The 14,932-nt window shown below is 60.7% G+C and carries 14 protein-coding genes; 5 read left to right on the top strand and 9 right to left on the bottom strand.

Annotated elements, in window-relative coordinates; all coding sequences use genetic code 11:
* Positions 1 to 128: 128 nt before the first annotated feature.
* The 3 genes from gshA to B348_RS0118440 form a co-directional block, all read right to left on the bottom strand.
* Complete coding sequence (gshA, locus tag B348_RS0118430) at positions 129 to 1,712, bottom strand: glutamate--cysteine ligase (protein WP_017737547.1); 1,584 nt, start codon at positions 1,710 to 1,712, stop codon at positions 129 to 131.
* 215 nt (positions 1,713 to 1,927) lie between these two features.
* Positions 1,928 to 2,311, bottom strand: a complete 384-nt coding sequence (locus B348_RS0118435; protein WP_017737548.1) for a PaaI family thioesterase — start codon at positions 2,309 to 2,311, stop codon at positions 1,928 to 1,930.
* A complete protein-coding gene (locus B348_RS0118440; RefSeq protein WP_017737549.1) occupies positions 2,311 to 4,647 on the bottom strand; it encodes a Tex family protein in 2,337 nt (778 codons plus the stop codon). Before B348_RS0118440 ends, B348_RS0118435 begins: the two co-directional genes overlap by 1 nt.
* 354 nt (positions 4,648 to 5,001) lie before the next feature.
* Here B348_RS0118440 and ompR point away from each other — a divergent pair, with 354 nt between their 5' ends.
* Together ompR and B348_RS0118450 are read left to right on the top strand one after the other, a co-directional pair.
* On the top strand, positions 5,002 to 5,742 hold the full coding sequence (ompR, locus tag B348_RS0118445; protein WP_017737550.1) for a two-component system response regulator OmpR: 741 nt from the start codon (positions 5,002 to 5,004) through the stop codon (positions 5,740 to 5,742).
* A gap of 117 nt (positions 5,743 to 5,859) precedes the next feature.
* On the top strand, positions 5,860 to 7,173 hold the full coding sequence (locus B348_RS0118450; protein WP_017737551.1) for an ATP-binding protein: 1,314 nt from the start codon (positions 5,860 to 5,862) through the stop codon (positions 7,171 to 7,173).
* A 69-nt stretch (positions 7,174 to 7,242) separates the two neighbouring features.
* Here the strand turns inward: B348_RS0118450 and rimK are convergent, their stop codons facing one another.
* Together rimK and B348_RS0118460 are read right to left on the bottom strand one after the other, a co-directional pair.
* Positions 7,243 to 8,148 (bottom strand): 30S ribosomal protein S6--L-glutamate ligase, encoded by a 906-nt coding sequence (rimK, locus tag B348_RS0118455; protein ID WP_003187674.1) that lies wholly within the window; start codon positions 8,146 to 8,148, stop codon positions 7,243 to 7,245.
* Positions 8,145 to 8,609 (bottom strand): ATP-dependent zinc protease, encoded by a 465-nt coding sequence (locus tag B348_RS0118460; protein ID WP_371105900.1) that lies wholly within the window; start codon positions 8,607 to 8,609, stop codon positions 8,145 to 8,147. The genes rimK and B348_RS0118460 overlap by 4 nt, the downstream gene beginning before the upstream one ends.
* Before the next feature lie 315 nt (positions 8,610 to 8,924).
* On the opposite strand from B348_RS0118460, the gene B348_RS0118465 reads away from it, so the two are divergent.
* The 3 genes from B348_RS0118465 (at position 8,925) to B348_RS0118475 (ending at position 12,063) form a co-directional block, all read left to right on the top strand.
* Positions 8,925 to 9,332, top strand: a complete 408-nt coding sequence (locus tag B348_RS0118465; protein WP_017737553.1) for an RNA-binding S4 domain-containing protein — start codon at positions 8,925 to 8,927, stop codon at positions 9,330 to 9,332.
* A 107-nt stretch (positions 9,333 to 9,439) separates the two neighbouring features.
* A complete protein-coding gene (gene hslO / locus B348_RS0118470) occupies positions 9,440 to 10,342 on the top strand; it encodes an Hsp33 family molecular chaperone HslO (protein WP_017737554.1) in 903 nt (300 codons plus the stop codon).
* A gap of 179 nt (positions 10,343 to 10,521) precedes the next feature.
* Positions 10,522 to 12,063, top strand: coding sequence for a phosphoenolpyruvate carboxykinase (locus tag B348_RS0118475; protein ID WP_017737555.1), 1,542 nt, complete (start codon positions 10,522 to 10,524; stop codon positions 12,061 to 12,063).
* A gap of 58 nt (positions 12,064 to 12,121) precedes the next feature.
* On the opposite strand, the gene B348_RS0118480 is transcribed toward B348_RS0118475, so the two are convergent.
* The 4 genes from B348_RS0118480 to B348_RS0118495 form a co-directional block, all read right to left on the bottom strand.
* The gene (locus B348_RS0118480; RefSeq protein WP_256204454.1) at positions 12,122 to 12,985 is read right to left on the bottom strand and encodes a DMT family transporter; all 864 of its coding nucleotides are present in this window, start codon (positions 12,983 to 12,985) and stop codon (positions 12,122 to 12,124) included.
* 146 nt (positions 12,986 to 13,131) lie between these two features.
* Entirely contained in the window at positions 13,132 to 13,488 is a 357-nt protein-coding gene (locus tag B348_RS0118485) for a DUF1493 family protein (protein ID WP_026136882.1), read from the bottom strand.
* Positions 13,489 to 13,757: 269 nt separating this feature from the next.
* The gene (locus B348_RS1000000131110; protein WP_017737558.1) at positions 13,758 to 14,393 is read right to left on the bottom strand and encodes a DUF1493 family protein; all 636 of its coding nucleotides are present in this window, start codon (positions 14,391 to 14,393) and stop codon (positions 13,758 to 13,760) included.
* On the bottom strand, positions 14,390 to 14,881 hold the full coding sequence (locus tag B348_RS0118495; protein WP_017737559.1) for a hypothetical protein: 492 nt from the start codon (positions 14,879 to 14,881) through the stop codon (positions 14,390 to 14,392). Before B348_RS0118495 ends, B348_RS1000000131110 begins: the two co-directional genes overlap by 4 nt.
* Between the last annotated feature and the right edge of the window lie 51 nt (positions 14,882 to 14,932).

Genomic DNA, 14,932 nt, shown 5'->3' on the forward strand with positions numbered 1-14,932 from the left:
GCCAGATCTTCAGTCTGGCGCAGGAAAATGTGGGAGCTGGCTTGCCTGCGATAGCGGTGGGTCAGTAGCACAGATGCCAACTGATACACCGCTATCGCAGGCAAGCCAGCTCCCACAGGAGTCAGGCTTTAGTTGCTGATCGCCAGGATGCTGGCTTGGTAGGAACCGACAAACACATCAAAGTCGCCCACCTCGTTCTGCTCCAGCTCTGCCTGCTGTGCCAGCGACTTGCGCGCCAGTTCTTCAAAGTGCGCTTGCTCATCGGCCGGCAGCGGTTCGCTGCGGAAATGCTCGGCATGCACCTGGCTCTGGTGCAGGGAGAACTGCGCAAAGCTCTCTTTACGCTCGGCCATCGCCGCCAACACCTGGGCCGACGGGGTCTGGGACGGGTCCTGGACCTTCGCCAGCTGGGCGTCCAGCGCCTGGCTGTGTTCGGTGATGCCGTGGCTCTCATCGAGCAAAGCGGCCAGCGGGGCGATCTTCTCCAGCAACTCGGTGGCCCATTCCTTCATGCCCACAGGCTGGCCGTCGCGCTGCAATTGCAGGCCCGGACGGCGACCTTCCTTGACCACGCTGAGGAAGTTGGACGTGGCGTTGCCGCACTCGTTGCTGGCGAACAGCGGGCTGTCGTTCAGCGCGCAGTACAGCAGGAACGCGTCGAGGAAGCGCGACTCCGGCAGGTCGATGCCCATCGGCAGGAACGGGTTGATGTCCAGGCAGCGCACTTCGATGTACTGGATGCCACGGGCCATCAGCGCCTGGATCGGTCGCTCGCCGGTGTAGGTCACACGTTTCGGGCGGATGTTGGAGTAGTACTCGTTTTCGATCTGCAGGATGTTGGTGTTGAGCTGCACCCACTCACCGTCCTTGTGCGTGCCGATTTCGACGTACGGCGCGTAGGGCGTTGCCACCGCTTCACGCAGGCTGTCGGTGTAGCTGTTCAAGTCGTTGTAGCACGGCGTGAGGCCGGCCTGGGCATTGCTCTGGTAACCCAGGTCGCTCATGCGCAGGCTGGTGGCGTACGGCAGGTACAGGGTGTCGGCGTCCAGGACTTCGAGCTGGTGCGAGCGACCGCGCAGGAAGCCGGCGTCCAGGGCCGGCGACGCACCAAACAGGTACATCAGCAGCCAGCTGTAGCGGCGGAAATTGCGGATCAGGGCGATGTAGGCCGTGGACTGGTAATCGCGGTCGGTGCCGACAAATCCTTCAGTCTCCTTGAGCAACGGCCACAACTGTTCCGGCAGGGAGAAGTTGTAGTGGATGCCGGCGATGCACTGCATGGTCTTGCCGTAACGCAGGGCCAGGCCCTTGCGATAAACGTACTTGAGCTGCCCGATATTGGACGTGCCGTAGTAGGCAATCGGAATGTCTTCCTCGGCCGGCAGCGGGCACGGCATCGAGGGGCTCCACAGGTATTCGCTGCCGAGCTTGGTGTAGGCAAAGCGATGGATCTTGTCCAGGCTGCTCAGGGTATCGGCCGGGTCTGGCAGGGCGGGAGTGATGAACTCCAGCAACGATTCCGAGTAGTCGGTGGTGATCTGTTCGTGGGTCAACGCGGCGCCCAGGGCTTCGGGGTGCGGCGTTTGTGCCAGGCGGCCTTCGCCGGTGACGCGCAGGCATTCGCGCTCGATGCCGTGCAAGCACTGCTCTAGCAGGGAGAGGTGTTCGCGCTTGCCGAGCAAAGCCAGGCGGCGGTTGAGAAGTTCGCTCAAGTTGGATTCCTTCACGCGTCAGTCGCCCCAATATGGGGGTGGGCAGGACGGTCTACAAGGGTGAAGTTAAAACTGGCGTGATCGCCTGGTCTAGAGTCGATTTGACCCGCTCTGAAAAAGCCGACTTCACTCCATGAATTTGGCTATAGCGCAGCAAGAAAATTCCGACGCTGTTTAGTGCAGCGCCGAAATTAACTCAAATCGAGGGTGGGGAGCTATAGGACAGCGAAGGTGCCTTGTGCTTTTGCGACCAGTTTGTCGTCCTGGTACACATCCGCCTCGACCACCAGGGTGCGTCGACCGGCGTGAATCACCCGGCCGGTGCACAGCACGTCACCGTCTTCGACGGCGCGAATGTAGTTGATCTTGCACTCGATGGTCGCGCTCTGCTGGTCGAAACCATGGGTGCTGGAACAGGCCAGCCCCATCGTAATGTCCACCAGGCTGAAAATCGCCCCGCCATGCAGCTTGCCCGCGCGGTTGCGCAGGTGCGGCTCCAGGCTCAGGGCCACCTCGGCAACGCCTTCTTCAAGGCGTTGCAGGCGGCAGCCGATCAGTTCGCTGAACGCGCTCTGGGTCAAGCCGGCCGGGATCTGCATCAGCGTTTCTTCAACTGCTTGGCGTTGGCGAACAGCGAGGCCATGGCGTTGTTGCTTGGCGCGGCGGTCGCGGTTTCCTTGCGTGGTGCAGTGTTTTCGGAGCGGTTCTGCGACTGGCGCGGCGCCGAGCCTGGGCGGGCACCACGGGCACCGTCGATTTTCTCGCCAGGGGTGTCGCTCATGCGCATCGACAGGCCGACGCGTTTGCGCGGGATATCGACTTCCATGACCTTGACCTTGACCACATCACCGGCTTTCACCGCCTCACGCGGGTCCTTGATGAACTTCTCCGAAAGCGCAGAGATATGCACCAAACCGTCCTGATGCACGCCGATATCCACAAACGCGCCAAAGTTGGTCACGTTGGTTACCACGCCTTCGAGGATCATGCCCAGCTCCAGGTCCTTGAGGTCTTCGACGCCGTCCTGGAACTCGGCGGTCTTGAACTCGGGACGCGGGTCGCGACCAGGTTTTTCCAGCTCTTGCAGGATGTCGGTGATGGTCGGTACGCCGAAGGTTTCATCGGTGTACTTCTTCGGGTCCAGGCGCTTGAGGAACGCGGCGTCGCCGATCAGCGAGCGGATGTCGCGGTCGGTCTCGGCGGCGATGCGTTGCACCAGCGGGTAGGCTTCCGGGTGGACGGCGGACGAATCCAGCGGGTTGTCGCCGTTCATGACGCGTAGGAAACCAGCGGCCTGTTCGAAGGTTTTTTCACCGAGGCGTGCGACTTTTTTCAGCGCCGCGCGGGTTTTGAACGCGCCGTTTTCGTCCCGGTGGGTGACGATGTTCTGCGCCAGGGTGCTGTTCAGGCCGGAGATACGCGCCAGCAGCGCGACGGAGGCCGTGTTTACATCCACGCCGACCTTGTTCACGCAGTCTTCCACGACCGCATCCAGGCCGCGCGCCAGTTTCAGCTGCGACACGTCGTGCTGGTACTGGCCGACGCCGATGGATTTCGGGTCGATCTTCACCAGCTCGGCCAGCGGGTCTTGCAGGCGGCGAGCGATGGATACCGCGCCACGGATCGACACGTCGAGGTCCGGGAATTCCTTGGACGCCAGCTCCGACGCCGAGTACACCGATGCACCGGCCTCGGAGACCATGACTTTGGTCATCTTCATGGCGGGGTATTTCTTGATCAGTTCGGCGGCCAGCTTGTCGGTCTCGCGGCTGGCGGTGCCGTTGCCGATGGCGATCAGGTCCACCGAGTGCTTGGCGCACAGGGCGGCCAGGATGGCCAGGGTCTGGTCCCACTTGTTGTGCGGCACGTGCGGGTACACGGTGGCGTGGTCCAGCAGCTTGCCGGTGGAATCGACCACCGCGACCTTGCAGCCGGTACGCAGGCCCGGGTCGAGGCCCAGGGTCGCACGCGGACCGGCCGGTGCGGCCAGCAGCAGGTCGTGCAGGTTGTGGGCGAAGACGTTGATCGCCTCGGTTTCGGCGCCGTCACGCAGTTCGCCGAGCAGGTCGGTTTCGAGGTGGGTGTAGAGCTTGACCTTCCAGGTCCAGCGCACCACTTCACCGAGCCACTTATCCGCAGGACGATTCTGATTCTGGATGCCGAATTGTTGACCGATCATGCCTTCGCACGGGTGCATGGTGCCCGGCAGTTCGTCGCCGACTTTCAGCGCGGAGCTGAGAATACCTTCGTTGCGGCCGCGGAAAATCGCCAGCGCACGGTGGGACGGCATGCTCTTGAGTGGTTCGTCGTGTTCGAAGTAATCGCGGAACTTGGCGCCTTCTTCCTCTTTGCCAGCGATCACGCGGGCGCTGAGGATGGCTTCCTGCTTCAGGTACGTGCGCAGTTTTTCCAGCAGGCTGGCGTCTTCGGCGAAGCGCTCCATGAGGATGTACTTGGCACCTTCGAGGGCGGCCTTGACGTCGGCGACGCCTTTTTCGGCGTCGATGAAGCGTGCGGCTTCGGTGTCCGGGGTCAGCGACGGGTCGTTGAACAGGCCGTCGGCCAGCTCGCCGAGGCCGGCTTCCAGGGCGATCTGGCCCTTGGTGCGGCGCTTCTGCTTGTACGGCAGGTAGAGGTCTTCGAGGCGGGTCTTGGTGTCGGCGAGCTTGATGTCGCGCTCAAGTTGCGGGGTCAGCTTGCCCTGCTCTTCGATGCTGGCGAGGATGCTGATGCGCCGTTCGTCGAGTTCTCGCAGGTAGCGCAGGCGCTCTTCCAGGTGACGCAGTTGGATGTCGTCGAGGCTGCCGGTCACTTCTTTACGGTAACGGGCGATGAAGGGTACCGTGGAGCCCTCATCCAGTAGAGCGACGGCCGCTTCGACCTGTTGCGGGCGTACACCGAGTTCCTCGGCGATGCGGCTGTTGATGCTGTCCATAAAACCACCTGAAATTCTGAAAGCAGCCCGCAGGCCCGTAGAACAAGGCCTTGCGCGGCTGGTTGAGCGGCCCGACTGGCGCCGCTGCCTGGGTCAAGAGGCAGCCTATTGACCCTCGAAATCGAAAAAATCACGACAAGCGGGTAAAAAAAGCCCGGCAGTAAACGGTAACGATCTGACGTTGCCCTGCACGAAGGCGCCGCATTATAACCAGCGTTCTGCCCTTGGGGGGACTGTGCCAGAGGTTGTAGGGCGCGGGTTCGCTGGCAGTAGAGGAAAAATCTGCTAACAATGCACACGGTGCGTATAACGGCAGCTACGCCATAATGCGCGCCGAGCCAAGAGGAGCATCCAATGAGCAGCACTGCACAAACTGCTGAAGGCGAAAAAATTCTCATCGTTGACGACGATCCGGGGCTGAGCAGCCTGCTGGAGCGCTTTTTCAACTCCAAGGGCTACCGTGCCCGCGCGGTGCCGAACACCGAGCAGATGGACCGTCTGCTGGGGCGCGAAGTCTTCAACCTGGTCGTCCTCGACCTGATGCTGCCGGGCGAAGACGGCCTGACCGCCTGCAAGCGCCTGCGCAGCGCGAACAACCAGATCCCCATCATCATGCTGACCGCCAAGGGCGATGAGCTGAGCCGCATCAAGGGCCTGGAACTGGGCGCTGATGACTACCTGGCCAAGCCGTTCAACCCGGACGAGCTGATGGCGCGGGTCAAGGCCGTATTGCGTCGCCAGGCACCGCCGGTTCCAGGCGCACCGGGCAGCGAAGACGAAAGCGTCACGTTTGGCGACTACGAACTGTCGCTGGCGACCCGTGAGCTCAAGCGTGGCGATGAAGTGCACATGCTGACCACTGGCGAATTCGCCGTGCTCAAGGCGCTGGTCATGAACGCACGCCAGCCGCTGACCCGCGACAAGCTGATGAACCTGGCCCGTGGCCGGGAGTGGGACGCCCTGGAGCGCTCCATCGATGTGCAGATCTCCCGTCTGCGCCGGATGATCGAGCCGGACCCGTCCAAGCCACGGTATATCCAGACCGTGTGGGGCGTGGGTTACGTGTTTGTGCCGGATGGCACTGCAACCAAGTGACCGAAGATTTGCAGGAACGGGCATCCATGGGTTCGGCTCCGTGAGGGTCGACGGGATGCCCGGCGTCTGCAATTCTGCGAGCGCCGCTCATTCCTGCAAGGTGTCTAGCTGTCTTCTATGAAAACCCCGCTGTGGTTCCCGCAAAGCTTTTTCTCCCGCACCCTTTGGCTGGTGCTGATCGTCGTCCTGTTTTCCAAGGCACTCACGCTGGTTTATCTGTTGATGAACGAAGACGTGCTGGTGGATCGACAATACAGCCACGGCGTCGCCCTGACGCTGCGTGCCTACTGGGCCGCCGACCCTGAGAACCGCGAGAAGATCGCCAAGGCCGCCACCCTGGTGCGCGTTGCCGGCGCCGGTGTGCCGGAGGGGGAGCAGCATTGGCCCTACAGCGAGATCTACCAGCGCCAGATGCAGGCCGAACTGGGTGAAGACACCGAGGTGCGGCTGCGCATGCATGTGTCGCCCGCGTTGTGGGTGCGCGCGCCGAGCCTGGGTGAGGATTGGCTGAAAGTGCCGCTGTACCCGCACCCGTTGCGGGGCCAGAAGATCTGGAACGTGCTGGGCTGGTTCCTGGCCATTGGCTTGCTTTCCACCGCGTCCGCGTGGATTTTCGTGCGCCAGCTCAACCAACCGCTCAAGCGCCTCGTGTTTGCCGCCCGCCAACTGGGCCAGGGGCGTAGTGTGCGCCTGCCGGTCAGCGATACGCCCAGCGAGATGACCGAGGTGTACGGCGCCTTCAACCAGATGGCGGAGGATGTCGAACAGGCCGGGCGCGAGCGCGAGCTCATGCTGGCGGGAGTTTCCCATGACTTGCGCACACCGTTGACGCGACTGCGTTTGTCACTCGAACTGATGGGCAATCACAACGACCTCACCGACGACATGGTCCGGGATATCGAGGACATGGACGCGATCCTCGACCAGTTCCTGGCGTTTATCCGGGATGGCCGTGACGAAGTGGTGGAGGAAGTGGACCTGACGGACCTGGTGCGTGAGGTAGTGGCGCCCTACAACCAGAATGGCGAACAGGTGCGTATGCGCCTGGAGCCGATCCAGCCGTTTGCACTGCGTCGGGTGTCGATGAAGCGCCTGTTGAACAACCTGATCGGCAACGCCTTGCATCACGCGGGTTCCGATGTGGAAGTGGCGGCGTACGTGTCCGGCGACAGTGCTGCGCCTTACGTCGTGCTGAGCGTGATGGATCGCGGCACCGGGATCGACCCGGCGGAGCTGGAAGGCATCTTCAACCCGTTCACCCGTGGCGACCGTGCCCGGGGTGGCAAAGGCACAGGCCTTGGGCTGGCGATTGTGCGGCGGATTGCCTCGATGCATGGCGGCAATGTTGAGTTGCGCAACCGTGAAGGCGGAGGCCTGGAAGCGCGGGTGCGTTTGCCGTTGGGTCTGATGCTGCCCAGGGACGCGGTCTAACAATCACAGCAAATCAAATGTGGGAGCTGGCAAGCCAGCTCCCACAGTTTTTTGTGGTGTCTGTCTAATTCAGCCCTTGCCCTTGGTCCGCGTCATATTCGGTCCGCCATTCTTCTCCAAGTGCTGAATGATGATCCCCGCCACATCCTTGCCTGTGGTGGTTTCAATCCCTTCCAGGCCGGGCGATGAGTTGACCTCCATCACCAGCGGCCCGTGGTTGGAACGCAAGATATCCACACCTGCCACGCTCAACCCCATGACCTTGGCCGCCCGCAGCGCGGTCATGCGCTCTTCCGGGGTGATCTTGATCAGGCTGGCGCTGCCGCCACGGTGCAGGTTGGAGCGGAACTCGCCCGGCTTGGCCTGGCGTTTCATCGCTGCAATCACCTTGTCGCCCACCACGAAGCAGCGGATATCCGCACCGCCGGCTTCCTTGATGTATTCCTGCACCATGATGTTCTGCTTGAGGCCCATGAACGCCTCGATCACCGACTCTGCCGCCGTCGCGGTTTCACACAGCACCACGCCGATGCCCTGGGTGCCTTCCAGCACCTTGATCACCAGCGGTGCGCCGTTGACCATCTCGATCAGGTCGGGGATGTCGTCCGGTGAGTGGGCAAAACCGGTGACCGGCAGGCCGATACCCCGACGTGACAGCAGTTGCAGCGAGCGCAGTTTGTCCCGCGAGCGCGCGATGGCCACCGATTCGTTGAGGGGAAACACGCCCATCATTTCAAACTGGCGCAGCACCGCGCAGCCATAAAAGGTCACCGAAGCGCCGATACGCGGGATCACCGCATCGAAGCCCTCCAGGGGTTTGCCCCGGTAGTGGATCTGCGGCTTGTGGCTGGCAATGTTCATATAGGCACGCAACGTGTCGATCACCACCATTTCGTGGCCACGTTCGGTGCCGGCCTCGACCAGGCGGCGGGTGGAATACAGACGCGGGTTTCGCGACAGCACAGCAATCTTCATGCAGCACCTGGGGCAGAAATAGTAGAGACCGGGAACACCGGCTTGTCTTGTACGTACTTGACGCCGGGATTGACCACCAACTGGCCGTCAATCAGCGCCTTGGAGCCGAGCAACAGGCGGTAACGCATGGCTTTGCGGCAGGCCAGGGTGAACTCCACCCGCCATACCCGATCACCCAGCGCGAGGGTGGTGCTGATCACATAGCGCACCTGCGCATGGCCGTTGGAGCTCTTGATGGTTTTCATCGTCACCAGGGGCGCTTCACAGCGGCGGTGACGCAATTGCACCACGCTGCCCAGGTGCGCGGTAAAGCGCACCCAGTTCTCACCGTCGCGCTCAAAGGGCTCGATATCGGTGGCATGCAGGCTTGAGGTGCTGGCGCCGGTGTCGATCTTGGCGCGCAGGCCAGCCACTCCCAAGTCGGGAAGTGCCACCCACTCACGCAGACCCACAACGGTCAAATGGTCAAATGTCTTCAATATGGGTAACCGGTCATTCAGAAATGTTTCGTAGTCTTCGAGGACAGTAACGTCCAACTGCGCATGGATTGTGACAATCCCCGACCATCCGTGAAGGGGTGGCGCCGAATTCGCGGTATTCACGCAGAATATTCGGCAAATGGCGACAGATATCGCTCAGGTGCCGGTAATCAGTCGATGCAATGGAAAGTCACGTAAAACTCCAACCGCCTGGCGTATCTTAGGTGAGCCTTGAGGTTTATGCGTCGAAGGGTTTCAACGGTAAAGTTGCGACATTTTTCAGAGCGAGGAATTCAAGTGGCTCAAAAGCAGGAAGAGGAAGAAAAGGTCCGTTTGGACAAGTGGCTATGGGCGGCGCGTTTTTATAAAACCCGTGCGTTGGCCAAGGCCGCCATCGAGAGCGGCAAGGTGCACCATCGCGGCGAGCGCTGCAAGCCGGGCAAGGAACCGCGCGTCGGAGATGAGTTCCAGATTCGTACAGGGTTTGATGAAAAGACTGTCGTAGTACAGGCGCTTTCCGCTGTACGCCGTGGTGCGCGTGAAGCCCAGGCGCTGTACGCCGAAACCGAAGCCAGCATCGCCAAGCGCGAAAATGCGGCAGCGATGCGCAAGGCCGGTGCCATCGGTATGACCACCGATGGCAAACCGAGCAAGAAACAGCGTCGCGACCTGTTCAAGTTTCGCGGCAGCGGAAACGACGACTGAGGTCACCGGCAATCGCCCAAAGCGTCACTTGGCTTGGATCTGCCTCGGTTTGTTCATAAACTGCAGCATCTTCGCGTCAATATTCTTCAATTCAGATACCCAGACCTATGACTGATCTACCGGATACCGACTTCACCCAACGCTTCATCTTCGACGAGACCGACGCCCGCGGCGAACTGGTGTCGCTGGAGCGCAGCTACGCCGAAGTCCTCGCCAAGCACGCCTATCCTGAGCCGGTCGCGCAATTGCTCGGTGAGTTGATGGCGGCTGCGGCGCTGCTGGTGGGCACCATGAAGTTCGACGGTTTGCTGATCCTGCAGGCCCGTTCCGAAGGCCCGATCCCGTTGCTGATGATCGAGTGCTCCAGCGAGCGCGACATCCGTGGCCTGGCCCGTTACGAGGCCGACCAGATCGCCCCGGACGCGACCCTGTCCGACCTGATGCCCAACGGCGTGTTGGCGCTCACCGTCGACCCGACCGAAGGCCAGCGCTACCAGGGCATCGTCGACCTCGACGGCGAGACCCTGTCGGACTGCTTCACCAATTATTTCGTGATGTCCCAGCAAGTGGGCACCAAGTTCTGGCTCAACGCCGACGGCCATCGCGCCCGTGGCCTGCTGCTGCAACAACTGCCGGCCGACCGTATCAAGGACGACGACGATCGCGCGGAAAGCTGGCGCGGCCTCACCGCCCTGGCCGGCACGCTTACGGCGGAAGAACTGCTGGGCCTGAGCAACGAAACCATCCTGCACCGCCTCTACCACGAAGAAGCCGTGCGTCTATTCGACGCACAGTCGCTGCGCTTCAATTGCAGCTGCTCACGCGAGCGCTCGGCCAATGCGCTGGTCAGTCTGGGCCTGGAAGATGCACAGAACCTGGTGGTGGAACACGGTGGTCATATCGAGATCGACTGCCAGTTCTGCAATGAGCGTTACCTGTTCGATGCTGCCGATGTCACGCAATTGTTCGCCGGCGCAGGCATCGACACCCCTTCCGATACCCGCCACTAAAACGTTTAAGCACAGGTAAATCACCTGACAAACGCCGGATTAGCGCAGTTCTGACGGGAGGGCCCTACTCTTTTTGGGCTTTTCTGGCATAATCCGGCCCACTTTTTTCGCGGTAGTAGTGCGCAACTTTCTACTACAAAACGTTTGGAGCACTCGGCCATAGGCCGACGGGGAACCTCATGACGCAAGCCAATAACGCCGTATACACCGATCTGAGTGTTGACGATCTGGTCAAAGAAGCCCTGCAGCGCGGTGAAGGCGTGCTTGCCGATACTGGCGCGCTGGTCGTAGAAACCGGTCACCGTACCGGTCGTTCGCCAGTCGATCGTTTCATCGTTGAAGAGCCGACTACCCAGGACGCCATCGCCTGGGGCCCGATCAACCGCAAGTTCCCGGCCGACAAGTTCGATGCCCTGTGGGCTCGCGTCGAGGCCTTCAACAACGCGCAAGAGCATTTCGTTTCCCACGTTCACGTAGGTGCGGCCGAAGACCACTACCTCGCCGTGAAAATGACCACCCAGACTGCCTGGCAGAACCTGTTCGGTCGTTGCCTGTTCATCAACCCGGCCCAGTACAACCCGGCCGGCCGTGATGAATGGCAAGTGCTCAACGTGGCCAACTTCGAGTGCGTGCCAGAGCGTGACGGCACCAACTCCGACGGTTGCGTGATCCTCAACTTCGCCCAGAAGAAAGTGCTGATCGCCGGCATGCGTTACGCCGGTGAGATGAAAAAAGCCATGTTCTCGGTGCAGAACTTCCTGCTGCCGGCTTCCGACGTGCTGCCAATGCACTGCGCCGCCAACATCGGCGAAGCAGGCGACGTAACCCTGTTCTTCGGTCTGTCGGGCACCGGTAAAACCACCCTGTCCGCCGACGAAAGCCGTTACCTGATCGGTGACGACGAACACGGTTGGGGCGAAGGCGTGGTGTTCAACATCGAAGGCGGTTGCTATGCCAAGTGCATCGACCTCTCCGAGAAGAACGAGCCGGTCATCTGGAAAGCCATCAAGCACGGCGCCGTGCTGGAAAACGTCGTGATCAACGACGCCAAGCACGCTGACTACACCGACGTCAGCCTGACCCAGAACAGCCGCGCCGCCTACCCGCTGGAACACGTTGCCAAGCGTTCCGAGAAGAACCTGGGCGGCGAGCCAAACGCGGTGATCTTCCTGACCTGCGACCTGACTGGCGTACTGCCACCGGTGTCGATCCTCAGCGAAGAACAAGCGGCCTACCACTTCCTGTCCGGCTACACCGCACTGGTGGGCTCGACCGAAATGGGTTCCGGCGGCGGCATCAAGTCGACCTTCTCCACCTGCTTCGGCGCACCGTTCTTCCCGCGTCCGGCTGGTGAATACGCAGAGCTGCTGATCAAGCGCATCCGCGGCTTCGGCTCCAAGGTCTACCTGGTCAACACCGGCTGGACCGGCGGCGGCTACGGCGTCGGCAACCGTTTCAACATCCCGACCACGCGCGGCGTGATCGCAGCGATCCAGAGCGGCGCGTTGATCGGTGCTGAAACCGAGCACCTCGACACCATCAACCTCGACGTGCCACTGGCCGTACCGGGCGTTGAGACCGGCCTGTTGAATCCACGCAACACCTGGGCCGACAAGGCTGCCTACGATGAAGCGGCGAAAGCGCTGGCTGGCTTGTTCATCGAGAACTTCAAGAAGTTTGAAGTGAGCGATGCGATCAAGGCTGCGGGTCCTAAGTTGTAAGATTCGGTTGTCGTGAAAAAGCCGCCTCTTGTGAGGCGGCTTTTTTGTGCGCGGGTGATTAGTCGGCGATGTGCAAGACCACGGCGCCGACGAGTACGAGTACAACGCCCAGCACCTGCACCGCCGACAACCGCTCCTTGAAAAAGACAAACCCCAGAATCGCCGCAATCCCGCCCGACAACGTACTGATCACCGTCACCACCGACACTGACCCCGCCATCGCTCCCCACGAAAACGCCGAGAACCCGCCCAGGTTCATCAGGCTCGCCCCGGTCAGCGTCGCGCAGTTTTTCAGTGGCGGTATTTTCAGGCCATCCTTGATCTTCAGCACCATCATCACCAGCACGCACAGCCCCACCAGGTAACCCAGCCACAACATGCTGATCGGCCCCAGCGCAGGCAGCGTGTATCGGCCTTGCAGCCAGAAGCTGGTGCCGTACAGCGTTGCGGCGAGCATGGCGTAGGCGATGGACAGCCGTGGGTTGTTGTGGGGGACGCCGTTGTCCTTGTGCAGGCTGGAGAGGATCACGCCGATCACGCACAGGGCGATGCAGCCCAATTGAGTCAGGCTGATGTGCTCACCGCTGGCCCAGGACAGTAGCGTGGTGACTACGCCGTAGGACGTCACCAGCGGTGCGACGATGGCCGCTTTGCCCAGGGCGAATGCCTTGGACAGCGCGAGTGCGCCGGAGACGGTGAGCAGGGCGGCGGCGATGCCCAGCAGCCAGACGCTCAGCGGCGCGTCGAGGGACTTGAAGAGGAAGGCCGGGAAGATGACCAGCAACAGGGTCATGATCAAAAAGCCGAGGGCTTGGCCGAAGTACACCGCGCGTTTCACGCCGACGGCGCGGGCGTTGAGGCCCACGAGGAAGTCCGTGCCACCCCAGAGCAGGGCGGCCAGCAGGCCCATTGTTACGTCCATGTAAGGTCCTTGTTGGTTCGTGCGTGGCTTGCCAGATTAGCGCAGATCCAATGTGGGAGCGGGCTTGCCCGCGATAGCGGTGTGTCAGTTGATACCGCCATCGCGGGCAAGCCCGCTCCCACAGTGGGGTCTCTGTGTTGTTGAGGTCAGCTGAGGTTTTCCAGGGGTTGCGTGTCCCAGGTGTGGGTCTTGATTGCCAGGTACAACATGCCGATGGTCAGCGGGATTTTGGCGCCACGGCCCTTGGCGCGATGTTTCAGGAAGACATCGAACACCGGTGGGTTGAAGTAGCGATACGCGTCGTAGTCGCCCATATCGAGGGCAAATTCCTCCTCCACGGCTTCCATGAATTGCTTGGCCTCCACACTGTCGCAACCGAGGTCGAAGTTGATCGCGGTTTGCAGGCGCAGGGTTTTGTGTTTCGGCAGGCCGATTTCTTCGTGCAGCAGTTGCAGGAGTTGCTGCATGGCGAGGTCTTCGGGGAAGTCGGCGGCGAGGTTCATGGTGGGGGCACGCAGGAGTGGGTGAGGGGGATGGTCGCGTTGCAGGCGGTATTTGTTTCGGGTGATGAAGAGTGCCAAGCCTATCAAGAATACGAAGACAGGTAGGAAGGGCATTCTGAGAATCACCGCCACGTAGGGTAGTAGGAACGTCAAAGTGAGCCCGGTCACGAGAAATGTGAGTGCGAAACGCTTTCTGAGGGTGGGGTCTGTGACTTGTAGATGCAGCAGCAAGTAAAGGCCGAGGAAAAAGGCTGTTTGCAGATAGATATTCATGACATCTGGTAACCGATTGCTTCGAGCGTCTCAGACTCCCAGCGTTTGGCTTTGATGGCTTGGTAGAGCATGTTGATGGTGAGTGGCGCCTTGCCTTCGCACCCTCTTTCTACATACCGCAAATAGACGTCGAAACCTCGGCGCTTGAAGTAGCGGTTGTTTTTATAGTCACCGAGTTTCAAACCGAAATCTTGTTTCAGCGCAGCCATCAATCGTCTGGCCTCGCTACTGCTACAGCCGAGGTCGTGGTTGATTGAGGTATTGAGGTTAATGGCCTGGTGCTTGGGCAGGCCCACAGCTTCATGTACGAGTTGCAAAAGATGGCGCATGAGGGGGTCGTCTGGGAAATCGGCGGCCAAGTTAAGCGTGGGGGCCACCAGCAGTGGGTGAGCGGATTTGGTTCGACTGTAGCGGTGGCGGTCCAGGAACAGTCCCGAACCTAATAGGACTGCGCCTATCGGCACGCTGGGCAACTGGGCTTCGTGTGCCCAGTAAGGGAGCCATATTGCACAGGCTAGTCCTGTGGCTAGCAGAGACAAACCGACATATTTCCTTAGCTTTTGCGCGCGTATTTTGTTGTCGATGACAACGTTCAACACAATAAAAATCAGCCATTGCAGGTACTCCATCATCGGGTGATGCCCCCCATAAATGGAATAACCATTGCAGACATGGAGCGCTGGGGGCCTATCCCACCATCGACCTGCGCTTCAATTCCAATAACCACATCGCCTGCGTGATAGGTGCGAATGAAGCTTTTGGTGATTACTCCCACAGTTGTGGCAGCGACGCGTGCCACGGGTTTTGAAAATGGGTGAATTGGCGCGCTGAAAGCCCCCGCTAGCAGCAAAGCGATGATGGTCCCGCGCTCATTGAACAGATCCGCCTGCTGTCGGGTTAGCGGTTTGGTGATCGCGATGGTCATCCTCCAAGGCAAATCGCGAGCAAGCATTTTTCCGTAGAGATCCACCAGTTGTTGGCGGACCTTATTTGTGGGCGCGCCAGCTTCTAGTAGGCAGAGATTTGCCAGCGCGTTCCGATTGGCGGGTAAAACGGTAAAGCACAGCACGGTGAAAGTGACGCCGTAGTGGCCGATGTATTGAGTCCTTTCGATGTTCACAGGGTGTTGTCCAGGCCGTGGAAAGGGCACTAGTTTCGGTCAGGCGAATGT

The organism is Pseudomonas sp. CBZ-4 (genome assembly GCF_000346755.1).
Lineage (GTDB): Bacteria > Pseudomonadota > Gammaproteobacteria > Pseudomonadales > Pseudomonadaceae > Aquipseudomonas.